General features: G+C 57.5%; 19 protein-coding genes, 1 tRNA gene and 1 pseudogene. 9 read left to right on the top strand and 12 right to left on the bottom strand.

Annotated features, from left to right (window positions below; all coding sequences use genetic code 11):
- Positions 1-256: 256 nt before the first annotated feature.
- Positions 257-1,513, top strand: a complete 1,257-nt coding sequence (locus UR289_RS09440; RefSeq protein WP_320709855.1) for a nucleoside permease — start codon at positions 257-259, stop codon at positions 1,511-1,513.
- A gap of 79 nt (positions 1,514-1,592) precedes the next feature.
- On the opposite strand, the gene citG is transcribed toward UR289_RS09440, so the two are convergent.
- Genes citG through UR289_RS09400 form a run of 8 tightly spaced genes read right to left on the bottom strand, consistent with a single transcriptional unit; the run spans position 1,593 to position 8,901 of the window.
- On the bottom strand, positions 1,593-2,396 hold the full coding sequence (gene citG / locus UR289_RS09435) for a triphosphoribosyl-dephospho-CoA synthase CitG (protein WP_087823216.1): 804 nt from the start codon (positions 2,394-2,396) through the stop codon (positions 1,593-1,595).
- The gene (gene citX, locus UR289_RS09430; RefSeq protein ID WP_087823215.1) at positions 2,374-2,913 is read right to left on the bottom strand and encodes a citrate lyase holo-[acyl-carrier protein] synthase; all 540 of its coding nucleotides are present in this window, start codon (positions 2,911-2,913) and stop codon (positions 2,374-2,376) included. Before citX ends, citG begins: the two co-directional genes overlap by 23 nt.
- Positions 2,914-2,915: 2 nt before the next feature.
- Positions 2,916-4,433, bottom strand: coding sequence for a citrate lyase subunit alpha (gene citF / locus UR289_RS09425; RefSeq protein WP_320709853.1), 1,518 nt, complete (start codon positions 4,431-4,433; stop codon positions 2,916-2,918).
- A 10-nt stretch (positions 4,434-4,443) separates the two neighbouring features.
- On the bottom strand, positions 4,444-5,319 hold the full coding sequence (gene citE / locus UR289_RS09420) for a citrate (pro-3S)-lyase subunit beta (protein WP_069303293.1): 876 nt from the start codon (positions 5,317-5,319) through the stop codon (positions 4,444-4,446).
- A complete protein-coding gene (gene citD, locus UR289_RS09415) occupies positions 5,316-5,609 on the bottom strand; it encodes a citrate lyase acyl carrier protein (protein ID WP_008499773.1) in 294 nt (97 codons plus the stop codon). Before citD ends, citE begins: the two co-directional genes overlap by 4 nt.
- 16 nt (positions 5,610-5,625) lie before the next feature.
- Positions 5,626-6,648 carry a [citrate (pro-3S)-lyase] ligase gene (gene citC, locus UR289_RS09410; protein ID WP_033146620.1) on the bottom strand — a complete coding sequence of 341 codons (1,023 nt, stop codon included), beginning with the start codon at positions 6,646-6,648 and terminating at the stop codon, positions 5,626-5,628.
- A gap of 10 nt (positions 6,649-6,658) precedes the next feature.
- Positions 6,659-7,522 (bottom strand): fumarylacetoacetate hydrolase family protein, encoded by an 864-nt coding sequence (locus tag UR289_RS09405; protein WP_021242089.1) that lies wholly within the window; start codon positions 7,520-7,522, stop codon positions 6,659-6,661.
- A 17-nt stretch (positions 7,523-7,539) separates the two neighbouring features.
- Complete coding sequence (locus tag UR289_RS09400; protein ID WP_033146621.1) at positions 7,540-8,901, bottom strand: 2-hydroxycarboxylate transporter family protein; 1,362 nt, start codon at positions 8,899-8,901, stop codon at positions 7,540-7,542.
- A gap of 345 nt (positions 8,902-9,246) precedes the next feature.
- On the opposite strand from UR289_RS09400, the gene UR289_RS09395 reads away from it, so the two are divergent.
- Together UR289_RS09395 and UR289_RS09390 are read left to right on the top strand one after the other, a co-directional pair.
- Entirely contained in the window at positions 9,247-10,872 is a 1,626-nt protein-coding gene (locus tag UR289_RS09395; RefSeq protein ID WP_033146622.1) for a sensor histidine kinase, read from the top strand.
- Complete coding sequence (locus UR289_RS09390) at positions 10,862-11,554, top strand: response regulator (RefSeq protein ID WP_320709847.1); 693 nt, start codon at positions 10,862-10,864, stop codon at positions 11,552-11,554. The genes UR289_RS09395 and UR289_RS09390 overlap by 11 nt, the downstream gene beginning before the upstream one ends.
- Before the next feature lie 113 nt (positions 11,555-11,667).
- Here the strand turns inward: UR289_RS09390 and UR289_RS09385 are convergent, their stop codons facing one another.
- Positions 11,668-13,803 (bottom strand): ornithine decarboxylase, encoded by a 2,136-nt coding sequence (locus UR289_RS09385; RefSeq protein ID WP_320709845.1) that lies wholly within the window; start codon positions 13,801-13,803, stop codon positions 11,668-11,670.
- A 181-nt stretch (positions 13,804-13,984) separates the two neighbouring features.
- On the opposite strand from UR289_RS09385, the gene UR289_RS09380 reads away from it, so the two are divergent.
- Both UR289_RS09380 and UR289_RS09375 read left to right on the top strand, forming a co-directional pair.
- Complete coding sequence (locus UR289_RS09380) at positions 13,985-14,701, top strand: DUF554 domain-containing protein (protein ID WP_029740735.1); 717 nt, start codon at positions 13,985-13,987, stop codon at positions 14,699-14,701.
- A gap of 95 nt (positions 14,702-14,796) precedes the next feature.
- A tRNA-Phe gene (locus UR289_RS09375) sits at positions 14,797-14,872 on the top strand.
- A 140-nt stretch (positions 14,873-15,012) separates the two neighbouring features.
- Here UR289_RS09375 and UR289_RS09370 read toward each other — a convergent pair.
- From UR289_RS09370 to UR289_RS09360, 3 genes are all read right to left on the bottom strand, one after another.
- A complete protein-coding gene (locus UR289_RS09370) occupies positions 15,013-15,435 on the bottom strand; it encodes a hypothetical protein (RefSeq protein ID WP_320709844.1) in 423 nt (140 codons plus the stop codon).
- Positions 15,436-15,601: 166 nt separating this feature from the next.
- The gene (locus UR289_RS09365) at positions 15,602-15,895 is read right to left on the bottom strand and encodes a DUF1493 family protein (RefSeq protein WP_231113503.1); all 294 of its coding nucleotides are present in this window, start codon (positions 15,893-15,895) and stop codon (positions 15,602-15,604) included.
- 131 nt (positions 15,896-16,026) lie between these two features.
- Positions 16,027-16,578 carry a helix-turn-helix domain-containing protein gene (locus UR289_RS09360; protein WP_064673297.1) on the bottom strand — a complete coding sequence of 184 codons (552 nt, stop codon included), beginning with the start codon at positions 16,576-16,578 and terminating at the stop codon, positions 16,027-16,029.
- Between the two features lie 672 nt (positions 16,579-17,250).
- On the opposite strand from UR289_RS09360, the gene pgaA reads away from it, so the two are divergent.
- The 4 genes and pseudogenes from pgaA (at position 17,251) to pgaD (ending at position 23,390) form a co-directional block, all read left to right on the top strand.
- Positions 17,251-19,689 carry a poly-beta-1,6 N-acetyl-D-glucosamine export porin PgaA gene (gene pgaA, locus UR289_RS09355; RefSeq protein WP_320709841.1) on the top strand — a complete coding sequence of 813 codons (2,439 nt, stop codon included), beginning with the start codon at positions 17,251-17,253 and terminating at the stop codon, positions 19,687-19,689.
- Positions 19,690-19,697: 8 nt separating this feature from the next.
- Positions 19,698-21,635: pseudogene (pgaB, locus tag UR289_RS09350) on the top strand (poly-beta-1,6-N-acetyl-D-glucosamine N-deacetylase PgaB).
- Positions 21,628-22,956, top strand: a complete 1,329-nt coding sequence (gene pgaC, locus UR289_RS09345; protein WP_069303299.1) for a poly-beta-1,6-N-acetyl-D-glucosamine synthase — start codon at positions 21,628-21,630, stop codon at positions 22,954-22,956. Before pgaB ends, pgaC begins: the two are co-directional and overlap by 8 nt.
- Positions 22,956-23,390, top strand: coding sequence for a poly-beta-1,6-N-acetyl-D-glucosamine biosynthesis protein PgaD (gene pgaD, locus UR289_RS09340; RefSeq protein WP_069303300.1), 435 nt, complete (start codon positions 22,956-22,958; stop codon positions 23,388-23,390). Before pgaC ends, pgaD begins: the two co-directional genes overlap by 1 nt.
- The last annotated feature ends 176 nt before the right edge of the window (positions 23,391-23,566 follow it).

The following is a 23,566-nucleotide window of genomic DNA, read 5'->3' as shown; positions in this document are numbered from 1 at the left end:
CCTCTGGGAGAAGGTGTTCTGTTTCCCCTATCCCTGTGGGAGAGGGTCAGGGTGAGGGCATCAGGCCGCACCTATCCAACCCCACCCATACGAAAATGTTATTTGCATCACAATCCAAACTGCAAATTAATGTGGATTGCATTTTTTTGCGGGAGGTAACAAAACATATTGTTGCCAACTGATAGAATTGCATCAAATAACAACCCTGAATGTTCCCAAAACAACATATCTCCCGCTCACTTGTGAGGAAAGTAACATGAACCTTAAGCTGCAGCTTAAAATATTGTCGTTTCTGCAGTTCTGCCTGTGGGGTAGCTGGCTGACCACACTCGGCTCCTATATGTTTGTGACGCTCAAGTTCGACGGTGCGTCAATCGGTGCCGTATACAGCTCGCTCGGTATTGCGGCTGTCTTCATGCCAACGCTGCTGGGCATCGTGGCGGATAAATGGTTGAGTGCGAAATGGCTGTACATGCTTTGCCATCTGGTGGGCGCGGGGACGCTGTTTATGGCAGCCCAGGTGACCACGCCGGGGGCGATGTTCATGGTGATCCTGCTTAACTCGCTGGCCTATATGCCAACGCTTGGCCTGATCAACACCATCTCCTACTACCGCCTGAAATCCGCGGATTTGGATATCGTGACCGATTTCCCGCCAATCCGTATCTGGGGTACCATCGGCTTTATCATGGCGATGTGGGGCGTGAGCTTCGCGGGCTTCGAACTGAGCCATATGCAGCTCTATATCGGTGCGGCGCTCTCCGTGGTGCTGGCGATCTTCACCCTGACGCTGCCAACCATTCCGGTTTCTAACCAGCAGAAAAACCAGAGCTGGAGCACCATGCTCGGCCTGGACGCGTTCGCGCTGTTTAAAAACAAACGCATGGCGATCTTCTTTATCTTCTCCATGCTGCTGGGCGCAGAGCTGCAGATCACCAACATGTTCGGCAACACCTTCCTGCACAGCTTCGATAACAACCCGCTGTTCTCCGGCAGCTTTATCGTTGAACATGCGTCGGTGATGATGTCCATCTCTCAGATCTCTGAGACGCTGTTCATCCTGACCATCCCGTTCTTCCTGAGCCGCTACGGCATCAAAAACGTCATGCTGATCAGTATCGCAGCATGGATGTTGCGCTTCGGCCTGTTCGCCTACGGTGACCCGAGCGCGTTTGGTACCGTGCTGCTGGTGCTGTCGATGATTGTTTACGGCTGCGCCTTCGACTTCTTCAACATCTCTGGTTCGGTGTTTGTGGAAAAAGAGGTGAAGCCTGAAATCCGCGCCAGCGCGCAGGGTATGTTCCTGATGATGACCAACGGCTTCGGCTGTATTCTGGGCGGCGTGGTAAGCGGTAAAGTGGTTGAGATGTACACCACCAACGGCATCACCAACTGGCAGCCCGTTTGGCTGATCTTCGCGGCGTACTCGCTGGTGCTGTTCTTCGCGTTCATCGCGCTGTTCAAGTACAAGCACGTGCGCGAGCCGCACGGTGCGCAGCCGATCACGCATTGATTGTTGTGCCCGGTGGCGCTGCGCTTACCGGGCCTACAAAACCAGACCGTAGGCCGGGTAAGGCGAAGCCGCCACCCGGCTATTTTATTGCAGAGAGCACCCACCCCACTGACAGTAAATCCGCGCTGCCGCCCGGGCTCAGATTGCGTTCAATCAATGCCTTATCCATCTTAAGCAGCGCCTCGCGATCCCAGCCACTCGCCAGTAATTCCCGCGCGTATCCCTGAACGTAGCGTAGCCCTTCAATGCCGCCGCGTGAGACGAGATTACTGTCCTGATTAACCGCCATCAGGCGCAACAGCAGGCCGTGAAGCGACAGTCCGCTCCACTGCGCCAGCGCCTTACGCGCCGTCGCAAAGCCGCTTTCCGCCTCTCCGCGCGCGCCGGTTAAGCCGTACAGCTGAAACTGCCGCTCGCCCGCCGTCGCCTGTCCGCTGCGCGCGGCCAGTTCCCGCGACACCAGCCCGCTGCAGATGTTACTCACCTCACAACAGAGGCTATCTGCGGAGATATTTTTCACACGTCCGGCAGCGAAGCACAGTAAACCCAGGGCAAAAATCCCGCCCTTGTGGGTGTTCACTCCGTTCGTCGCGGCGTACATCGCCTGCTCGCAGGCCATCCCCATCGGGCGGATAATGCGAAGCAGTGCGTCAGCGGGTTTATCCGCATGCGCGTTACCGAGTTCGGCAAAGCGCGAAAACCACGGCGTTATCGCCGCAATGCTGCGGACGAACAGCGCGTGGTCCATATCGCGATGGGAACCGTTATTGAGCTTGTCCACCAGCCCCGGCTTGGGCGTCAGCTCCAGCTCCTGCCATAGCGCCGCCTCGGCAAGCGCGGGCACGTCAACCGGGCGCGGTTTAGTCGCGAGCAAACCAGTCATCGATCGTCTTCTCCACGCGGGAAACCACCTGCTCAAGGGGGTGATTGCGCGAACGGGAACAGGCATGAGCGGGTTCGTCGCAGATCAGGCAGCGTCTGAGATTCGCCCCCAGCGACTGACGCCCGACGTGGCCGTGCTGAGGGCAGATCACGTCCAGATCCCACAGCCTGCCGAGCGGGTGCGTCTGCTCCAGCTCCGCGCAGTGCGCTTTGATTTCCACCGCGGGATGGGCCACGCACCACAGGGCTTCTGGCCCGGTCGGGAGCCACAGCACCTGACGGTCCAGCACCTGCCAGCGGTTTTCCCACAGCAGCTGGTCGCACATTTGCAGCGCCACGCCCATGGTATTGCGATAGCGCAGGCTGTCTTTGATTTCCCCTGGCGTGACCAGCGTGAGGGAAATCACCGGTTGTTGATAGTGCTCAAGCATGTCAGCCTGGCGCGCTGCGCGGCGCTCTTTCGCCGCCAGCAGTTCGTCCAGGCTGACACCCGCCCGCACGGGTGTCGCTATTGTCATAACTACTCCTTTACCTGTCGCACGGTGTCGATCACGCTGCCGTCGCGGTAGCGGATCACCCCGACGATTTTGTCGGTAAATTCAATCGGTTTCGGTACGCCCGTCAGGGAAATCGCCCGCTCGTAAAGCGCGCTGATATCCACAACTTTGAGCCCGGCTTCCAGCAGGCGCTCGCGGATCTCCGGGCGCGCCGGGTTGACCGCAATGCCGTGGTCGGTGACCAGCACGTCGATGCTCTCACCCGGCGTGAGGCGCGTGGTGACGCGCTTCACTACCGTCGGAATACGGCTGCGCAGCAGCGGCGCGACGACGATGGTCAGGTTTGCCGCGGCGGCCACGTCGCAGTGTCCGCCGGACGCGCCGCGCATCACGCCGTCGGAGCCGGTGATAACGTTGACGTTAAAATCGACGTCGATCTCGAGAGCGCTGAGGATCACCACGTCGAGCTGGTCGCAGCTTGCAGCCTTGCTGCCGGGGTTGGCGTAAACGTTGGTGGAGATCTCCACGTGGTTCGGGTTGCGCGCCAGCGAGGCCGCCGCCTGACCGTCAAAGCACTGGGTATCGAGCAGCTTTTCGATGAGCCCCTTCTCGTGTAAATCCACCAGGCTGCCGGTGATGCCGCCGAGCGCAAAGCGCGCCTTCACGCCGCTGCGCTCCATCTTCTCTTCCATAAAGCGCGTGCAGGCGGTCGCCGCCGCGCCGGAGCCGGTCTGCATCGAGAATCCCGGTTTGAAGTAGCCGGAGTGTTCAATCACGTCCGCCGCATAGCGGGCGATCATCAGCTCGCGCGGGTTGCTGGTGACGCGCGCCGCGCCGACGCTGATTTTCGCCGGGTCGCCCACGCTTTCAACCTGCACGATGTAGTCCACCTGGTCCTGAACCAGGCTGGCGGGCATATTGGGGAACGGCACCAGCTCTTCGGTCAGCAGTACCACCTTGCGGGCGAAGTGCGCGTCCACCATCGCATAGCCCAGCGAGCCGCAGCACGATTTGCCGTGCGTGCCGTTGGCGTTGCCAAATTCATCGCTGCACGGCACGCCGAGAAACGCTACGTCGATATTCAGCTCGCCGTCCTGAAGCAGCTTCACGCGCCCGCCGTGGGAATGAATTTGCACCGGCTCGTCCATCAGCCCGTGGGAGATGGCATCCGCCAGCCTGCCGCGCATGCCCGAGGTGTAAATCCGGGTGATGACGCCGCTTTCGATATGCTCGATCAGTGCGTCGTTACAGGTCATCAGCGAGCTGGAGGCCAGCGTCAGGTTTTTGAAGCCCATTCGCGCCAGCAGCGCCACGACGGTGTTGATCACCCGGTCGCCTTCGCGAAACGCGTGGTGGAAGGAGATGGTCATCCCGTCCTGCAGGCCGCAACGCTTAACCGCCTCTTCAACAGAGGCGCAGAGCTTGCGGCTGTGCTTCGCGTCGCTGTCCGCCAGCCACGGCGTGGCGCTGTGGGCGGTATCAAAGGGTTTTAAGTCCCGCAGATGGGGGAAGTTCACGTGAAGAAGTTCTGTCTGATCCATTATTTTATCCTTACCGACGCACGCCGGAGGCCGCCGCGCGCTCCAGCACCACCTGCGCGTGGTTAATAATCGGTGCATCCACCATTTTGCCGTTGAGCGACACCACGCCCAGGCCGTTACGCTCACCCTCTTCTGCCGCCTCAATCACCCTTTTGGCGTGATCCACCTCTTCCTGAGTCGGGGCGTAGGCGTTGTGCAGCAGGTCAATCTGGCGCGGGTTAATCAGCGATTTGCCGTTAAAGCCCATCTTGCGGATCAGATCGACCTCGCGCAGGAACCCGGCCTCGTCGTTAACGTCTGACCACACCACGTCGAAGGCGTCGATGCCCGCCGCGCGGGCGGCGTGCAGCACGGCACAGCGGGCGTAGAACAGCTCGGTGCCGTCGCCGCGCTCGGTCTGCATGTCCATCACGTAGTCAAAGGCGGCCAGCGCAATCCCGATGAGGCGCGGAGAGCTGCGGGCAATCGCCACGGCGTTGATGACGCCAATGGCCGATTCAATCGCCGCCATCACGCGGGTGGAGCCAACCTCGCGGCCGCACTCCTGTTCGATACGCTCGAGATGGCTTTCCAGCTCGTAGATATCGTCCGGCGTGTCGGTTTTCGGCAGGCGGATCACGTCCACGCCGGCCCGCACGGCGGCTTCCAGATCCAGCAGGCCAAATGGCGTGCTGAGCGGGTTAATACGCACTACGGTTTCGATATCCTGATACATCGGGTGCTGCAGGGCGTGGAACACCAGCATGCGCGCGGTATCCTTCTCGCGCAGGGCGACGGCGTCCTCAAGATCAAACATGATGGAGTCGGGACGGTAGATAAAGGCGGTTGAGAGCATGGCGGCGTTAGCGCCCGGCAGGAACAGCATGCTGCGGCGGAGTTTGCTCATTTCAGCGCCCCCCAGTTGATGGCCTGTTCATCGGCGGCACGCATCAGCGCGCTTTGCAGGCGGGCGCGGATCACACAGTCCAGCGCCCCTTTGTCTTCAATAATGATTAATCCCTGGTGCACGTTCATGGCGCGCAATGTGTCGTTGACCACCTGGCGAATCTGCTCGCCAAACTGCTTAATCACTTCACTGTGGATGACTATCTCCAGCTCGCCGTGAGCGGGAGCGATTTTCACCATCAGGTCGCTGGACTCCTGCGTTCCGGCCAGCGCCTCCCTTACAATTTTCATGATAAATTCCTGGTAGTTAAGCGACTTCCGCACTCGCACGGTAATGCGTTTCGAGATGCGCGAAGGTGGAGTCCGGGACAATCTCCCGGATCCGGGAAAACTGCTGTGTCTTCAGTAAGCGGCGCACTTCGGACGCTGAAATAGCGTTGCCGGTGGCCTTGATGCGCGGCATTTCCACCACCTCGATATGCGAGGCCAGCAGGTCGTGCAGCGTCTGGTTGTACTGGCGGGTGATATCGCAGAACGGCTCCGAGCCGATGAAGCGGTGCGTGATGCCGAGCGCCGGGGCGATGAAGTCCCGGAAGATCAGCACGTCGATCTCGCTCCACGCCTGCTGCACTTTGCCGGTCTCCTTCAGGAAGTAGGCCGGGAAGGTGGCGCGGGAGATGATGTACTGCGAGCCTTCATGCACCAACACGTTCGGCAGATGCGCTACGCCCGCGCGCACCATCTCGAGGCGCGCGCTGAACGGGAAGAACGAGGCGTCTTCACGCACCACGAACAGGTGCAGGGCATCGCACCGCTGCGCCGCCTGCTCCACCAGATGGCGGTGGCCGAGGGTGAACGGATTGGCGTTCATCACTATCGCGCCAACGTTCTCCCCGCACTTGCGCTTCGCGCGCAGGGAACGGCAGTAGCGTTCGATCCCCTGCGGGGTGTTCTCCATCAGCACCGCGTTGTTTCCGCTCTGGGCAATCGGCCAGAAGCCGCTGCGGGCAAAGCGCTCCCGGTTGCACGGACGGGTGCAGAGGAAGAGGTGAAAATGGCCGCACTCCAGCGCCGCATTTTCCACCTCTGCCAGCAGCCGCGCGCTGAGGTTCTCGCCGCGAAGCTGCTCGTTGACCGCCACGCATTTGATGACGTTGGCAGCAAGCCCTGCGCAACCCACCAGCTGCGAGCCGGACCAGGCTTCGACAAACAGCGTGATGTCGTTGTCCAGGCCAAGGCCGCTGTCTGCCAGCAGGTAACGGATCTGGCTTAAGCGTTCCGGATGTTTCGCCACGAGGGTGTGGCGAAAATCGATGGGTTGACTGTTCATGCCGCCTTACTCAGTGTGCCGCCGCAAGCCCAACGGCCGGCGCTTCCACGATCACGTTGCTCAGATGACCGATATGCTCGATCTCCACCTCAATGCGATCGCCCTCTTTCATAAACAGCGGCGGGTTACGCTTTTTACCCACTCCGCCAGGCGAGCCGGTGATGATCACGTCGCCCGGGCTTAAGCGGGTAAAGGTGCTGATGTATTCGATAAGCTCCGCCACCTTGTGGATCATGCTGCTGGTATTGTCTTCCTGCACCATGCGGCCGTTCAGCCAGGTGCGGATCGCAAGCTGGTGCGGATCAGGGATCTCATCTGCCGTCGCCATCCACGGCCCAAACGCGCCGGTTTTGCGCCAGTTTTTACCGGCGGTGAACCAGGTGTGCTGCCAGTCGCGGGCGGAGCCGTCCATGTAGCAGCTGTAGCCCGCTACGTGGCGCAGGGCGTCGTCGCGGCTGATGTTCTCCCCACCTTTGCCGATGATCACCGCCAGCTCGCCTTCATAGTCGAATTCACTTGAATGGCGCGGCTTCAGCACCGGCTCGTTGTGGCCGGTCTGTGAATCCGGGAAGCGGACAAACAGCGTCGGGGCCGGGTTATGCTGGTCAAACTCCTTGCGCTTGTCGGCATAGTTCATGCCCACGCAGAGGATTTTTTCCGGCTGCTCAATCACCGGTAAGAAGGTGATGGCGCTCATCGGAACGTCCACGGCATCGTTCAGGTAGCGGGTGGCCTGCGCCAGCCCGTTGCCCTGCAGCAGCGCCTTGAGGTCGCTGTAGCGGTCGCCGAGACGGCGGCCTAAATCAATCACGCCGTCGGCCTGGACGATGCCGTAGCTGCGTTTTCCCTGGTATAAAAAGCTTGCGAGTTTCATTGTTCTTTCCTGAAAACTTAAACGAGGAAGTTGCCCAGAATCAGCAGTGAGACAGAGACGTTAATCGCCCCGCCGATACGGGTAGCAATCTGGGCGAACGGCATCAGGCTCATACGGTTGCCTGCGGTCAGGATCGCCACGTCGCCGGTACCGCCCTGGCCGCTCTGGCAGCAGGAGACGATGGCGACATCAATCGGGTGCATACCAATCTTTTTGCCGACGAAGAAGCCGGTTGCCACCAGTGCGGAAACGGTGCTGACAATTACCAGCAGGTTGCTGACGGTGAACGCCGCCACCAGTTCATGCCACGGGGTGATAGCCACGCCGACGGCGAAGAGGATTGGGTAGGTCACGGAGGTCTGGAAGAATTTGTACACCACCTGAGAGCCCTCCAGCAGGCGCGGAGAGGCGCCGTTGCAGAGTTTCACCAGGACCGCCATAAACAGCATGCCAACTGGTGCTGGCAGGCCAATCAGCTTGTGGCCGAGCATGCCCAGCATGTAGAGCAGCACCGCCAGCAGCGCGCCGGAGGCGATAGTGGTGACGTCCGCTTTGCCGGAAAATGCAGGCTGAGAGACGGTGGCATCGGCATTCGCACGGTTAGGCATCAGCTGACCTTCACCAGTCAGGTGCGGGAAGCGTTTACCGAGCTGGTTCAGGCAGCCGGAGATGATGATTGCCGTCAGACCGCCGAGCATTACCATCGGCAGCACGCGGCCGAGTGCCACGCCCTGGTCCATGTGCAGCAGGGTGGCATAGCCGATGGAAAGCGGGATTGCCCCTTCCCCGACGCCGCCCGCCATAATCGGCAGAATGATAAAGAAGAAGATCTGGAACGGCTCAAGACCCAGCGCCAGGCCGACGCCCATTCCCACCAGCATGCCGACAACTTCACCGCACAGCATCGGGAAGAAGATGCGCAGGAAACCCTGAATCAGCACCGTGCGGTTCATGCTCATGATGCTGCCGACGATAATGCAGCAGATGTAGAGATAGAGAATGTTGGTGGATTTGTAGAACTTGGTGGTGGACTCGACCACCACGTCCGGCAGCAGACCATAATAGACCAGCGCGGAAGGGATAAAGGTGGCGCAAATCGCCGCCGCGCCGAGCTTGCCGACAATCGGCAGGCGTTTGCCAAACTCGCCGCAGGCAAAGCCGAAGAAGGCCAGCGTTGCCACCATGACCACGATATCGCTCGGCAGTTTTCCGCCCAGGCAATCAATCGCAATCAGCGCGCCCGCCAGAACGAACAGCGGCAGAGGAATAATCCCAACTTTCCAGGTATCCATAATATGCCACCAGCGCTCTTTGAGCGAAGGCCGCTGAATTTCAATCGGGTCGTGGGTAACAGAGAAAGAATCGTCAGTTGTGCTCATAATAAGCCCCTTGGTTATTTTGTGCGTTCAGCTTAGAGTCACAAAGGCTTACTTTATGTGAGGGATGGCATATTAAAAGCGAAGTTTTAATGGCAGCTATGGTTTTAATGGTTTCTTTTATTTAATGTGATTTATACCTTATTTATTGCCGTGGTTTTTATGGTTTCTTTTCCGAATTGAACAAACAAATAACATTTGTCCGGGAAGCCCGAAGCACGTTAGCCTTCAGCATAACGCTTTTACAGCGCCCGCTGTGCAAGGGATCACAAGTTTTCGGCAAAGCGGGCGTCAGCGCGAAAAAAGATGATATATTGGCGATCTTTGCTGCTACCTCGCGTGATAGTTATGAAAGTTTCTTTCCAGATTAAGCTGTTTATTTCGCTGGTTGCCTTTTTCTCGGTGCTTTTCGCGCTGCTGGGCGGATATTATTATGCCGACGTCGGGAAACAGCTTTATCAGGAAATGAGTACGCGTGCCAAAATACAGGCTGAAGAGATTGCGCTTATTCCGACATTGCGTAATGAAGTTGAACAAAAGAATATCAGCGCCATCCATGATTTTATGCAAAAGATTTCTGCGCACAGTGACGCCAGCTTTATTGTGATTGGTGATAATAAGGGGCAGCATCTTTTTCATTCCGTCTTTGCCGACAGAGTGGGCACAACCCTGGTTGGCGGAGACAATGAAGCCGTATTGCAGGGTAAAAGCACCACCACCATTCGCAAAGGCGGGCTGGGCATTTCGCTGCGCAGTAAAGCCCCCATCTTCAACGCCGCCGGACAGGTGGTCGGCATTGTTTCAGTAGGCTATCTGACCAGCTACCTTGATACCATTACCGTCAGCAAAGTGGTCAATATCCTGATTGCCGCCGTGCTGCTGCTGATCGCTCTCTTTATCTTCTCCTGGTTCTTTACCCGCAGCATCAAGAAGCAGATCTTCTCCCTTGAGCCGCGCGAGATCGGCCTGCTGGTGCGCCAGCAGAAGGCGATGATGGAGTCTATTTATGAAGGCGTGATTGCCATTGACGATCGGCGGCGGATTGAAGTCATCAACCAGGCGGCGCGCAAGCTGCTGGGCCTGAGCCAGCCGGCCCGCGAGCTGCGCGGACAGCTGATAAGCCAGGTGATCGATCCGGTCCCGTTCTTCGACACGCAGACGATGCTGGCGAAAGATACCCATGACGAGATTTGTCGTTTTAACGATCTCACGGTGATTGCCAGCCGGGTGCACATCATGCTTGAGGGGTCGCTGCAGGGCTGGGTGATCACCTTCCGCGATCGCAACGAGATCGACTCGCTGAGCGCCCAGCTCAGCCAGGTAAAACGCTATGTCGATAACCTGCGCATTATGCGCCACGAGCAGTTAAACAGGATGACCACCCTCTCCGGCCTGCTGCACATGGGCCGCTATGAGGAAGCCATTGGCTACATTCAGGCGCAGTCGGAACATGCCCAGGAGCTGCTGGACTTTATCTCTTCGCGCTTCAGTTCCCCGACCCTGTGCGGCCTGCTGCTGGGGAAAGCCGCCCGCGCGCGGGAGAAAGGCGTCGAGCTGTGTTTCGACCCGGGCTGTCGGCTGGACAGACCGTTCCTGCCCCTTGGTGAGCAAGAGCTGATTTCGATTATTGGCAACCTGCTGGATAACGCCATCGAAGCGACACAGCGGTCGCCGCTTCCCCACGCGCCGGTAGAAGTGCTGATAAAGCTCAGCGAAAAGGAGCTGATTATTGAAGTCGCCGACCAGGGCGTTGGCATTACACCGGAGATGCGTGACCGGATCTTTGAACGCGGCATCACCACCAAAACGCGCGGCGATCATGGGATTGGCCTGTATCTGATCGAAAGCTACGTCACACAGGCTGGCGGCGCGATAGAAGTTGCCGATAATACCCCGCGCGGCGCCATTTTCTCCCTGTTTATCCCGGCCACGGGAATCGCCCGGCAACTGGAAGACACCGACTATGCAACATGAACTTATCGACGTACTGATTGTTGAAGACGAGAACGAACTGGCGCAACTGCACGCGGAGCTGATAGGCAAACACCCGCGTCTGAGGCTGGTGGGCATTGCCTCGTCGCTGGCTGCGGCCCAGGCAGCGCTTGAAAGCAAACAGCCGCAGCTGATGCTGCTGGATAACTACCTGCCGGACGGCAAAGGCATCTCGCTTATCAATAACCCCATGCTGGCCCGCGCCAACTGCTCGGTGATTTTTATTACTGCCGCCAGCGATATGGACACCTGCAGCCAGGCGATTCGCAACGGCGCGTTCGACTACATCCTCAAACCCGTCTCCTGGAAGCGGCTCAGCCAGTCGCTGGAGCGGTTTGTGCAGTTTGCGGAACAGCAGCGCGTGTGGAAGATTGTCGACCAGCAGAACGTGGATTCGCTGTATCAGCTCCAGGCGAAAAACTACCGCCTGGACAACGGCAGTAAAGGCATTGAGGAAAATACGCTGGCGCGTGTGCAGACGCTGTTCAACGACAAGGCAACGCACTGCTTTACCGTGGATGAGGTGGTGAGCGAAACCGGATTAAGCAAAACCACCACCCGGCGCTATCTGGAGCACTGCGTGGAGGCAGGTTTTCTGACGGTGGAGATGCTGTACGGCAAGATTGGGCATCCGAGGAGGATGTACAAGCGTAGTGCGGTTTGATGAAACGTTCCCCTCACCCCGGCCCTCTCCCCAAAGGGGCGAGGGTGAAAAGACGGCCCCGTGCAATCCCCTCTCCCTGTGGGAGAGGGTTAGGGTGAGGGCAACAGCCCGCACTATCTCAATACATACCCATACAGCCGCTTAATCCCGTCGGCATCCTTCTCGCTGTAAACCCCCTGCAGCTCCGGCGAGAAGCCCGGCAGCAGGTTGACGCCCTCCTCCAGCGCGAGGAAGTAACGCTGTACCGCCCCGCCCCAGACCTCACCCGGCACCACGCACAGCACGCCCGGCGGATAGGGCAGCGCCCCTTCGGCAGCAATGCGCCCTGCGGCATCACGTATGCGAACCAGCTCCACGTCACCGCGAATATAGGCCCGGTTCGCATCCTGCGGGTTCATCACCACCTCAGGCAGGCTCTCCTTGCGGAACATCGCCTTCTGCAGATCCTTCACGTCAAAGCTGACGTAGAGATCGTGCATCTCCTGGCACAGCTGGCGAAGGGTGTAATCCCGGTAGCGCACCGGGTATTTCTGGAAGATCGTCGGCAGCACGTCCGCCAGCGGCGTGTCGTCTTCAATATGCTGTTCGAACTGGCCCAGCATCGCCACCAGCTGCGCCAGCTTCTCGCTGCTTTCGGCAGGCGTCAGCAGGAACAGGATCGAATTGAGGTCGCATTTCTCCGGCACGATGCCGTTTTCGCGCAGGTAGTGCGCCAGAATCGTCGCCGGGATCCCGAAATCCGTGTACTCCCCGGTTTCAGCATCGATACCCGGCGTGGTCAGCAGGAGCTTGCACGGGTCGACAAAGTACTGCTCGCGGGCATAGCCCTCAAAGCCGTGCCATTTGGCCCCCGGCTCAAAGCTGAAGAAGCGCAGCTCGCTGGCGATGGCGTGCGTCGGATGATCCTGCCACGGCCGCCCCGCCACCACCGGCGGGATAAACGGTTTGATCATATGGCAATTCGCAATGATTGCCTTGCGCGCTTCAATCCCCAGCTCGACGCACTCCGCCCACAGCCTGCGTCCGCTTTCACCTTCGTGGATCTTGGCATTCACATCCAGCGCTGCGAACAGCGGATAAAACGGGCTGGTGGAGGCATGCAGCATAAACGCGTTGTTCAACCGCTTGTGCGGACAGAAACGCGCCTGACCGCGAATGTGGTTATCCTTTTTATGGATCTGCGACGTTTGCGAGAACCCGGCCTGCTGTTTATGCACCGACTGGGTCACGAAAATTCCCGGATCGTTCTCGTTCAATTCCAGCAAGAGCGGGGACGTTTCCGCCATCATCGGAATAAACTGCTCGTAACCCACCCATGCGGAGTCAAAGAGGATGTAGTCGCAGAGATGACCGATCTTGTCGATCACCTGGCGGGCGTTGTAGATCGTCCCGTCGTAGGTGCCAAGCTGAATGATCGCCAGGCGGAACGGGCGCGCCTCGTCGGCCTTCTCCGGCGCCGCCTCGCGGATAAGATCCCGCAGATAGGCATCGTCAAAGCAGTGGTCGTCAATCCCGCCAATAAAGCCAAACGGGTTACGCGCGGCCTCAAGATAAACCGGCGTGGCGCCCGCCTGGATCAGCGCTCCGTGGTGGTTAGACTTATGGTTATTGCGATCGAACAGCACCAGGTCGCCGCGGGTCAGCAGCGCGTTGGTCACCACCTTATTGGCCGCTGAGGTGCCGTTCAGCACGAAGTAGGTTTTGTCCGCGTTGAACACTTTCGCCGCGAACTTTTGCGCGTGCTTGGCGGACCCTTCGTGGATCAGCAGATCGCCCAGCTTCACGTCGGCGTTGCACATGTCGGCGCGAAACACGTTCTCACCGAAGAAATCATAGAACTGTCGCCCTGCCGGGTGTTTTTTGAAAAAGGCCCCGTGCTGGTGGCCCGGACAGGCGAAAGTGCTGTTGCCCATCTCCACATACTGGCTCAGGGTGTCAAAAAAGGGCGGCAGCAGATTCTCTTCGTAACGACTGGCAGCGGTCTCCAGTTCCAGAAACTCCTGAGCTTTACCCGAGATAACCGCGGTAGCGCCGTCGGGTACGTCCGTAGGCTCCTGCGAGAAAATAAACACCGGTAAATGAAAGCCCGTGCGTTTCAGCAGTGCAAGAATGCCGCTGCGACTTTCAGCTGTTGTGATGACGACGGCCGCCACATCGGTAAAATCAGTGCTGTCCAGCGTCACCTTTTCGCGGTGCGTAGACACAGTGGAGAGCAGCTCGCGGCTGACGGCAATTTTCATGGTTTTCATAGGCGCAGTTACCCTCACCGGGCGGTGAGACAGGGAGGAGAAAATTCGCGCAATAATGTCACCTTTTATTTTGAGGTGCAAGAAGGAATCAGTATGCACGAAATCAACCAAAGCTAAGGCCCGCGCAGCCCTGCCGTGCCATAATAATGCAATATCAATGATTAAATAACAGGAGTTAACTTTGGTTATCGGGCCATTTATTAACGCAGGCGCCGTATTGCTGGGCGGCGTACTCGGCGCCGTTCTGAGCCAGCGGTTGCCGGAGCGTATTCGCACCTCCATGCCCTCAATATTCGGCCTGGCATCGTTAGGGATCGGTATTCTTTTAGTGATCAAATGCGCCAACCTGCCGGTGATGGTGCTGGCCACCCTGCTCGGCGCGCTGATTGGCGAATTTTGCTATCTGGAAAAAGGCATTAACAGCGCGGTGAGTAAAGCCAAAAACCTGATTGCCCGACCGGGCGGCAAGGCGAAACACGGTACGCACGAGTCGTTTATTCAGAACTACGTCGCCATCATTATTCTGTTTTGCGCCAGCGGCACCGGGATTTTCGGTTCGATGCAGGAGGGGATGACGGGCGACCCAAGCATATTGATTGCGAAGGCGTTTCTTGATTTCTTTACGGCCACTATTTTTGCCACCACGCTCGGCATTGCCGTTGCCGCGATTTGCGTGCCGATGCTGCTAATTCAGCTGGCACTCGCCACCTGCGCCACGTTGATTCTCCCGCTCACCACGCCGGCAATGATGGCAGACTTTACCGCCGTCGGCGGCCTGCTGCTGTTGGCGACCGGGCTGCGCATCTGTGGGATTAAGATGTTTGCCGTGGTGAACATGCTGCCCGCACTGCTGCTCGCCATGCCGCTCTCCGCGCTCTGGACGCACTTTTTCGCTTAAGGATGCGGCGAAATGGTGAGAGATTGCGCAGTCTGTAACGAAAACAACATTTTTCGTTGACGCCACGGGGCAGATCGGGTTTAATGCGCCCCGTTGCCCGGATAGCTCAGTCGGTAGAGCAGGGGATTGAAAATCCCCGTGTCCTTGGTTCGATTCCGAGTCCGGGCACCACTATTTAGAAAACCCAGCCTATGGCTGGGTTTTTGCTTTATGGCTACGGCCGATTTCTGGGCGCTGATAAGCGTGGCTTTAATGCAGGCACGCTTACGCTAATAGCCCGGTAAGTTAATACAGGCGGTGGCTCTTTTTTATCACTTAATTTTGCCGGATAAATTGCTGACCTGATTTGAAAGGTTGTCGTTGCTCCGCTTCATGTCATCAAGGCTTCTTTGCAATCGCTCGATCTTACTCTCCTGCTCAGAATTCTTTCTCTCAAGCTGTAAAACCTTCTGAGTTAGTTCATCGACTTTGCGGTTGTCGGACTTCATCTTACTCAGGCTATTCTGCATCTCCTGTAGATCCGACTCCCTGAAATCAGAAGGCTCGATTTCATCTGCATCAGAAATTACCGGGATATATCCTCCATTAGCGCTGCTGGGTTTGATACTAACCTGAACTTTATTTTGCCCCGCAGAGTGCGCGTAACCTATTGAAGAAAAATAAAAAAAAGAAACAACACACAGACCAGACAGATATTTATTCATTTCTAACGTCCTTTTAAATTTTTCAATCACTTCCAGGAGTCTCCTTCTGGTATCACCCGCTCAGGATAAAACACATGGCTTAGCCTCTGGCAGTTCATAAACGGGGTTGAAGAGCAGAAGATACTATTCGTTTTTCATTATAATACGCGTTTCCTCTCCCCCAAAATCCAACCGCCACCCGATCATTTTCTGCCACCTAACATCCGCCGGTAGATAGCGGTTTGTACTGCCGATCGCGGAATTTTTTTCTGAGCCGAAACTGAAACCAAAACAGCTCCGGTTCAAAATAATGGTCCATCACAAAGTTGCTGTACTCAATTCCGTACCGGGGGAAAAGGTCAAGCAGCATGTCCTCAAGATCTTCAGGTATGAGATTGAAATGCTCCTGGAAGGTCCATTCTTTCTTTGCCGGAGATTTACGGTCACTGTAATTCTCAGTGAGGTAATCTAACAATTCTTGCTCATCATGTAGCATCAGAAAAATTTCCAACCAGACTCTTCAACCGTGTCCATTACAACGTCCTTTCTCTCGTTTTGAGCCAGAGTAAATCCATAGCTAAAACAAGGATGTCGTCACCGTCCAGTTTTCTCAAAACTCAGAATACCGCCCTCAAGTCAGTTCTATGCTTTTGGTTTTTCCCCACCCCAGGGATCGTTCCCACCTGCGTCCAGCAGTTTGTTTTTAAAGATAAACAAACACGCCTCGTTGAAGTTCTCCGCCCCCAGGCGTTCCGAGAGCGCCGTGCGTTTGCGATAGAGGCTTTTCACCGACGTATTCAGCTCATCGGCAATGGCTTCCATCGGCATCCCTGCCCTCAGCAACCGCAGCATGATCGCTTCGTGTGTGCTAAGCCGTAAGTTAAGCAGCCACTTCGTGGTCAGGCGCCTGCCCTTCATATTGAGCACCAGGTTAAATAACGACGCCATATCCGGCGCAGTCAGCGACGTGTTCATAAATAACTTCATACTGAGCAGATTCTCCTCGCGGTGTCGCATATCGAGCATAACGCAGCAGATTGTTTTTTTCGTTCTAGCCGGATGGCGTATCAGGTAATCATATAAACGGAGCGGAGAACGACTATCAATCAATACAGAATATTCATCTGCACCGTTATCAAATATGTTTCTGTCAATCGAGTCGAGCAGGATAATATCCGGGAAAAATATCCGCATCCCCCTGACAAGGTAGCGATCCTGAGTCACTAAAACAATTGAAGTTGCCACTAACCATCCCTTTTAGATTAAAGCAAGCACGATCCCTCGCAAAGAAGGCCGCCTTCGTTTTATAGCGCTGTTATATTAACGATAAATGTATTCTGGCTTTGGACATCCCTCAATACAGACATTGATGAGTAAGACTTCCTGTAGACTATCATTCAATGGCTGCCATTAATTATAAATAAAAAACAATCGCAGAAAAGTCACTTCTCTAAACATTAAGAGTTTTTGTCATGAAACTTCCCAAACATGCACCAGAAAGTACTTTAATTGAGGCAGATAAACCACATTAAAAATATATACAAAGCTGTCACAATATAAATAAAATACCAATATATCAATCAGTTACAAATAAACAATCATTTCAATAAAACCGCCAAAAACCACTCGATACAGAATTATCTCAAAACAACACAGCCCCATTTCAACATATTTATCCGGCAACATATCAGGTGTACATTAGCTTTCACCCAGTCCACTGAGATAAGGATCCATAATTACCTTTAGGTAAGTACCCCGTAACATCACTGCATTCAGATTTAATGTTCTCATTTATGGCCTTTAACCCTGAGTTTAAAGGCGGCCGTGTTATGCAATGGATTCATGATAAACAAATGGCAAATAGATATGGAAAGATCGCTTCGCTTCAATACGTTATTCTTTTATCGCGCCCCAACATTATTGTTTCTGTTATTCCTCTTTCCTGTTCTGGCTCAGGCTACTGAATCCGTATATGAGCAACAGATTCAACAGGCGCGTAACGGTAATTACTCGCCGTTTCTCGATTATCTTCAGCGTTATCAGCAGCAGCATGCCCTGACGCCAGAACACGTTGCGGACTGGTTACAGGTTGCGTCCTGGGCAGGTCATGATGACGAGGTTATTCAGGTCTGGCAGCGTTACGGTATTTATATGCCGCTGCCCGCCCACGGCGTTGCTGCCGTCGCGCAATCCTGGCGGAATAAAAAAGCCTGGCAGCCAGCCCTGGCGCGCTGGAAAGAGGCGCGTAGCCTTGCGCCGGATAACGACGAGTATCGTATCGGCTACATAAAAACTCTCGCCGATGCCCGCATGGACACGCTTGCTCTGCAGGAAGCCCAACGGCTGGTGGCGGAAAATCCCTCTCAGGCACATCTTGAGACGCTCTCGTATGCCTGGTTACGCCAGGGAAAAAGCTGGGATCGGCTTCTGGCAGACACGCGCGCGCTGAATATCGCGCCTGAGAATAAAGCGCTCCTCAGCGAGCTGATCGACGCGCTAACGGATAGCCGGGTGAACACCCCCGCGCTCCAGCTTTCACAAAGCGTCACGCTGTCCCCCGCGGAGCATCGCCGTCTTGAGCGTAATGCCGCCGCCGAACGGGTTCGCCTTGCCGATGTGCCCGGCAGAACAGAAAAGGAGCGCCTGCAGCTTGCGCAATCCACGCTGAATCGATACGACGATCTGCTTTCCCGCTGGCAAAAAGATCCGCAGGCGGCGGAAGACGTCGTTCTGGCGCGTATAGACAGGCTTGGCGCGCTATACGCCCATGCTGATTACCCACGGGTGATTAGCGAATATCAGGATCTTACGGCAGCCCAGCATCCGGTGCCGGGCTGGGCAATCGGCTGGGTGATTTCCGCGTATCTTCAGGAGAAAAACGCGGCCGCCGCCTTCGCGCTTCTGCAACGCTATCCGCAATACGCTTCCGACCCGCAGGACGAGGAGCACGCGCTTTTCTACGCCTGGCTGGATACGGGAGATTATCAATCCGCCCGCCGATATGCTGAGCGCCAGACCCGCAACGTCCCGTGGACCCGCTACGATTTCGGCTCCCCTACCCCTCAGCCGAACGATCGGTGGCTTACCGGGCAGTCGCTCCGCTTTAACTATTTGCTGGCGACGAATGCCCTGCCGGAAGCCGAAACGCTGGCGCACCGTCTGGCGACAACGGCGCCGGGCAATCAGGGATTACAGATTGACTACGCCACCCTGCTTCAGGCGCGGGGCCTGCCGCGCGCGGCCGAGCAAACGCTGAAAAAGGCGGAGGCGCTGGAGCCGTCCAATACAGAGCTAGAGCAACAGCAGGCTTACGTCGCGATGGATCTACAGGAGTGGCGACAGATGGATTTACTGGCCGACGACGTGCTTGCCCGCGCGCCTGCCGACCGCAGCGCCAGGCGTCTCGACAGGCTCAGGACGGTCCACCACATGTCCGAGCTGCGCCTCAACGCGAGCAAGGGTTTGCACTCCGATAGCCCCGTCAGCGGGACGCACGACCTGAGCTGGGACGCCACGCTCTATGGCCCACCCGTAGCGGACAGCTGGCGGCTGTTTGCGGGCACCCGCTACGCGCAGAGTAATTTCGATGAGGGCAAAGGCACCAGCCGTCACCTTTTGGGCGGCGTCGAGTGGCGGCCACGCGACCTCCAGCTCGAAGCCGAGCTTTCCAGCAACCGCTATCACGGCGAAAACAAGCCGGGCGCTCGCCTCGCAACAACGTACTTTGTGAACGATAGCTGGCAGGTCAGCGGCAGCCTGGAACGCCTGTCGCGCACTACGCCCCTTCGGGCGTTACGCAACGGTATTAGCGCCAACCGGGGTGAAGGCGGGGTGCGCTGGTATCAAAACGAGCGGCGTGAGTACCAGTTCAGCGCCGCCCTCAGCCGCTTCTCCGATCATAACCGCCGCCAGGAATACACCCTCACGGGCAAGGAGCGTCTCTGGCAGACCCCGTCCCTGACGCTGGATCTCGAGCCGGGGATCGCCGCCAGTAAAAACAGCCTGCGCGACACGCTCTACTACAACCCGGCGCGGGATCTGTCCGTGACGGCTGCCCTGGCCGTTGACCATGAAATGTACCGACATTACGACACCCTCTGGAGCCAGCAGTTCGTGGTCGGAGGCGGCAGCTACTGGCAGAAAAATCAGTCCGCTGGTGCCATCGCCCTGCTGGGTTACGGACAGCGCGTCCAGTGGAACAACGTCATTGATACCGGCGTGATGCTGAACTGGGATAAACGCCCTTACGACGGCAAACGCGAGAGCAATCTCTCCGTCACGTTTGACGCGACTTTACGCTTTTAAGGATGAATATGCTGAACACACGTTTTTCCGTGAGCCTGATACTCCTCGGCTGGCTCTGCCTCAGCGCGAGCGTCTGCGCGCAGGCGATCTCGTTCATTGCGCCCAAAGAGAGGCCGCAGCTGGAGGCGAGTAAACCCTGGCCGGAGAACCAGTTTCTGGTCCTGGCCTACCACGACGTCGAAGACGATGCCGCCGATCAGCGCTATCTCTCCGTTCGCACCAGCGCGTTAAACGAGCAGATAAGCTGGCTTCTGCACAACGGCTATCACGCCATCAGCGTGCAGGACATTCTCGATGCCCATGACGGGAAAAAAACGCTGCCGCCAAAAGCCGTTCTGCTCAGCTTTGACGACGGCTACAGCAGCTTTTACACCCGCGTCTGGCCGCTGCTTCAGGCCTGGAACGTCCCCGCGCTGTGGGCGCCGGTGGGCAGCTGGGTGGATACGCCGGCAAATCAAAAAGTTAACTTCGGCGGCCTGATGACGCCCCGCGAGCGCTTCGCGACGTGGGACATGGTGCGCGAGCTCAGCCACTCCCCGCTGATTGAGATCGGATCGCATACCTGGGCCTCGCATTACGGCATTCCGGCCAACCCGCAGGGCAGCCGCGAGCCGGCCATCGCCAACCGCTTTTATGACAAAGCCACGGGTCGCTATGAAACCGACCAGCAGTTCAACCAGCGGATCGGCGATGACGTTCGCAAAGTGACTGAAAAAATCACGCAGGTGACGGGCAAGGCGCCGCGCGCCTGGGTCTGGCCCTACGGCGCCGCCAGCGGTACGTCGCTTGCGATCGCCAGACAGCAGGGTTACCGGCTGGCCTTCACCCTTGAGGACGGGCTGGGGAACGTGCAGGATCTGGGCAACATCCCCCGCCTGCTGATCGCCGGGAATCCCTCGCTCAAGGCGTTTGCCAGCACGGTCAGCCAGGTTTAGGAGCGCGATCCCGTGCGCGTCATGCACGTCGATCTCGACTACGTTTACGATCCCGATCCGGCCCAGCAGACCCAAAATATCAACAGGCTGATCCAGCGGGTTTACGACATGAAGATCAGCCATGTTTTCCTGCAGGCGTTTGCCGACCCGCAGGGCGACGGCAGGATCAAGGCGCTCTATTTCCCCAACCGTCGGCTGCCGGTTCGGGCCGATCTCTTTAATTTTGTCGCCTGGCAGCTGCAAACCCGCGCCGGGGTAAAAGTCCTCGCGTGGATGCCGGTGCTCTCGTTCGATCTCGATCTTTCCCTGCCGCGCGTGCAGCGCCGGGATCGTCAAACCGGCCAGCTGCGCGAAGCCACCGAGCCCTATATCCGGCTCTCCCCGTGGGACCCGCAGGTGCGCCAGCAGGTGACGGACATCTATGAAGATCTGGCCCGCTATGCCAGCTTCAACGGGATTTTGTTCCATGACGATGCGGCGCTGACGGACGTGGACGATGCCGGTCAGAACACCACGCGCCAGAAAAGCCAGACGCTCATCGGGTTTACCCACGCCCTGAGCCTGGCGGTGAAGCATATCCGCGGCCCGCAGATAAAAACCGCGCGCAATATGTTCGCCTTACCCATTCTGCAGCCCGAAAGCGAGGCGTGGTTCGCGCAGAATCTTGATGATTTTCTGGCGGAGTACGACTGGACGGTGCCGATGGCCATGCCGCTGATGGAGTCCGTTCCGGCAGACGAGAGCGATGCCTGGCTGACGCGTCTGGTTAACGCGGTCGCCGCACGCCCCGGCGCGCTTGATAAAACCATTTTCGAGCTGCAGGCCAGGGACTGGGACCAGAAACCGCAGCGCGCCGTGTCCGACAGCCAGCTTGCGCAGTGGATGCGCGTGCTCCAGCTGAACGGCGTCAAAAACTACGGTTACTATCCCGACGACTTCCTCAACAACCAACCTGATATCTCACGCATCAGGCCTGAATTTTCTTCGTACTGGTACCCTGACAATGACTGATCGCATTATCGCCTTCTCTATTTTATGTCTGGTATTCGGGTTGCCGTTAGGCGTGGCCGCCCTCTTTACCGGCGAACTGATTCTGGATTTTGTGTTCTTCTGGCCGCTGTTCATGTCGGTGCTCTGGATAACAGGCGGCCTCTATTTCTGGTTTCAGCTTGAACGCCACTGGTCGTGGGATAAAGACACGCCCGCCCCGACGCTCGCCGGTGAGCCGCTCATCTCCATTCTTATCCCCTGCTTCAACGAGGGACGAAATGCCCGGGAGACCATCAGCGCCGCGCTGGATCAGCGGTATGAAAATATAGAAGTTATCGCCATCAACGACGGTTCGTCTGACAACACGGCGGAGGTATTGCAGGCGCTGGCGCAGGAACAGCCGCGCCTGCGGGTGATTAACCTCGCGGAGAACCAGGGGAAAGCGCTGGCGCTCAAGGCCGGAGCAGCGGCGGCGCGGGGCGATCTGCTGGTCTGCATTGACGGCGACGCCCTGCTCGATCGCGATACCGCCGCTTATCTGGTGGCCCCGCTGATTCAGTACCCCCACGTCGGGGCGGTTACCGGGAACCCGCGCATTCGCACGCGCTCCACGCTGATTGGCCGCATTCAGGTGGGCGAGTTCTCATCCATTATTGGGCTCATCAAGCGGACGCAGCGGATCTATGGCCGGGTCTTTACCGTCTCCGGCGTCATCGCCGCGTTTCGCCGACAGGCGCTGGCGGACGTCGGGTACTGGAGTCCGGACATGATCACCGAAGACATCGACATCAGCTGGAAGCTTCAGCTGCGCCACTGGGATATCTTTTTTGAGCCGCGGGCGCTGTGCTGGATCCTGATGCCGGAGACGCTGAGGGGCCTGTGGAAACAGCGCCTGCGCTGGGCCCAGGGGGGCGCGGAGGTGTTTCTGGTTAACCTTCGCCGGATTGTGCGCTGGGAACATCACCGCATGTGGCCGCTGTTTATGGAGTACGCGCTGTCAACGCTGTGGGCCTTCGCGTACGCGATGACGGTGCTGCTGTTCCTCCTCAGCCAGGTTGCGCCTGTTCCCGCCAGGCTGACCGTGGAGAGCCTTTTTCCACCGGAGTTTACCGGGCTGCTGCTGGGCGTGATGTGCCTGCTGCAGTTCCTGGTCAGCTTGTACATCGAGCGGCGCTATGAACGTAAAGTGGCCAGCTCGCTTTTCTGGGTGATCTGGTTCCCGATGGTGTACTGGATGATCGGCCTGTTCACCACCCTCGTCGCATTTCCAAAAGTCATGCTTAAACGCCAGCGCGCCCGCGCGCGCTGGATCAGTCCGGACCGGGGAAAAGGGAGCATTTAATGAACGAAAACACCTTAATTTTGACCGAGCATCGGCTCTTGCCGCGTCTTTTTGATGCCGCGCTAACGCTGGTGGCGTGGGGAGGATTTCTGTTTTTCCTGTATGCCCGTCTGTGGATGCAGCTAACCGATGAGAGCGACCACCGCTGGGGCGTGATTATCGCGTCCTTTAATACGGTGTTGCTCTACCTGCTGTTCGCCGCGATCAACGGCTGGCTGCTGATTTTGTGGTATCAGTACAACCGCCGCCGCGCCAACGTGAGGCGGCGCCAGCCGGGCTATTTTCACCAGGAGGAGCTGGCCCGCAGCTTTAACGTCTCACCGCAGATCATCTCCGAGATGAGCCAGTACAACCTGCTGACGGTGTACCACGATCAGATTGGCCGCATCATCGATCTGAAGATCAACGAGCAGCAGGAAGAGGAAGAACAGTAGCGAAAAGCCCCCGCAGGAGACGCTGCGGGTTGAGGGATCCACAGTATTTTGTAGCAAGGAACATAACGTGACCTGAGCCGTATATTCCCCCTCACCCCAGCCCTCTCCCTCAAGGGAGAGGGGGCCGTCCGTGCAGGCATTATTTTGTAGGCAACCCTCAGCCCTGCGGGGAGATT

Source organism: Enterobacter sp. 302C9, assembly GCF_034106085.1.
Classification (GTDB): Bacteria; Pseudomonadota; Gammaproteobacteria; order Enterobacterales; family Enterobacteriaceae; genus Enterobacter; species Enterobacter asburiae_B.
This window is presented reverse-complemented; position numbering and strand designations above follow the sequence as displayed.

What these genes read in the sequence shown, in the direction of transcription:
- citC (WP_033146620.1), bottom strand. Translation starts at nt 6,648, where the DNA reads ATGAACAGTCAACCCATCGATTTTCGCCACACCCTCGTGGCGAAACAT.
- pgaC (WP_069303299.1), top strand. Translation starts at nt 21,628, where the DNA reads ATGACTGATCGCATTATCGCCTTCTCTATTTTATGTCTGGTATTCGGG.
- UR289_RS09440 (WP_320709855.1), top strand. Translation starts at nt 257, where the DNA reads ATGAACCTTAAGCTGCAGCTTAAAATATTGTCGTTTCTGCAGTTCTGC.
- citX (WP_087823215.1), bottom strand. Translation starts at nt 2,913, where the DNA reads ATGACAATAGCGACACCCGTGCGGGCGGGTGTCAGCCTGGACGAACTG.
- UR289_RS09405 (WP_021242089.1), bottom strand. Translation starts at nt 7,522, where the DNA reads ATGAAACTCGCAAGCTTTTTATACCAGGGAAAACGCAGCTACGGCATC.
- UR289_RS09390 (WP_320709847.1), top strand. Translation starts at nt 10,862, where the DNA reads ATGCAACATGAACTTATCGACGTACTGATTGTTGAAGACGAGAACGAA.
- UR289_RS09395 (WP_033146622.1), top strand. Translation starts at nt 9,247, where the DNA reads ATGAAAGTTTCTTTCCAGATTAAGCTGTTTATTTCGCTGGTTGCCTTT.
- UR289_RS09400 (WP_033146621.1), bottom strand. Translation starts at nt 8,901, where the DNA reads ATGAGCACAACTGACGATTCTTTCTCTGTTACCCACGACCCGATTGAA.
- UR289_RS09360 (WP_064673297.1), bottom strand. Translation starts at nt 16,578, where the DNA reads ATGCGGATATTTTTCCCGGATATTATCCTGCTCGACTCGATTGACAGA.
- citD (WP_008499773.1), bottom strand. Translation starts at nt 5,609, where the DNA reads ATGAAAATTGTAAGGGAGGCGCTGGCCGGAACGCAGGAGTCCAGCGAC.
- UR289_RS09385 (WP_320709845.1), bottom strand. Translation starts at nt 13,803, where the DNA reads ATGAAAACCATGAAAATTGCCGTCAGCCGCGAGCTGCTCTCCACTGTG.
- citF (WP_320709853.1), bottom strand. Translation starts at nt 4,433, where the DNA reads ATGGATCAGACAGAACTTCTTCACGTGAACTTCCCCCATCTGCGGGAC.
- pgaA (WP_320709841.1), top strand. Translation starts at nt 17,251, where the DNA reads ATGGAAAGATCGCTTCGCTTCAATACGTTATTCTTTTATCGCGCCCCA.
- citG (WP_087823216.1), bottom strand. Translation starts at nt 2,396, where the DNA reads ATGACTGGTTTGCTCGCGACTAAACCGCGCCCGGTTGACGTGCCCGCG.
- citE (WP_069303293.1), bottom strand. Translation starts at nt 5,319, where the DNA reads ATGAGCAAACTCCGCCGCAGCATGCTGTTCCTGCCGGGCGCTAACGCC.
- pgaD (WP_069303300.1), top strand. Translation starts at nt 22,956, where the DNA reads ATGAACGAAAACACCTTAATTTTGACCGAGCATCGGCTCTTGCCGCGT.